This is a genomic window from Bradyrhizobium sp. NBAIM08 (assembly GCF_020193935.1).
In the GTDB taxonomy this organism is placed as follows: Bacteria; Pseudomonadota; Alphaproteobacteria; order Rhizobiales; family Xanthobacteraceae; genus Bradyrhizobium; species Bradyrhizobium yuanmingense.
This window is the reverse complement of sequence record NZ_JADYVR010000961.1, coordinates 1-403: the sequence shown is the minus strand read 5'-3', so window position 1 is coordinate 403 and position 403 is coordinate 1. Positions and strand designations below refer to the sequence as shown.

Below are 403 nucleotides of genomic sequence, written 5' to 3'. Positions count from 1 at the left end.
GCCAGGGAATCAACCATGGGGAACGATCCTGCGTTTTCGATGTCGGCCGGCGGCGTCGACTCGACTCGGAGCAGGATGCCTGAGCCGCCCAGCGCTGCGCCGGGTTGCACGTCGCGTAGTCGGTCGCCGACAAACCATGAGCGGACAGGATCGAGGTCGTGCGCCTCGATTGCTTGCCGGTATAGCAGCGTCCCCGGCTTTCGGCACTCGCAGGCTTCACCGAAGTCGGGATGATGCGGACAGTGATACGTCGCATCGACACGCGCGCCTTCCGCCGCGAGCAGCTTGTCGACGCGCATCCGGACGCGCTCGTAATCCTGCTCGGTGAGCAGCCCACGAGCGATGCCCGATTGATTGGTCACCACCACCACCGGAATCCCCTGCTCGTTGAGGCGGCGGATGG

General features: G+C 65.3%; 1 protein-coding gene. It reads right to left on the bottom strand.

Annotated features, from left to right (window positions below; translation table 11 throughout):
* Positions 1-371: D-glycero-alpha-D-manno-heptose-1,7-bisphosphate 7-phosphatase (locus I6F37_RS42940; protein ID WP_368736836.1), on the bottom strand; the 371-nt coding region annotated here is incomplete at its 3' end.
* Positions 372-403: the final 32 nt, after the last annotated feature.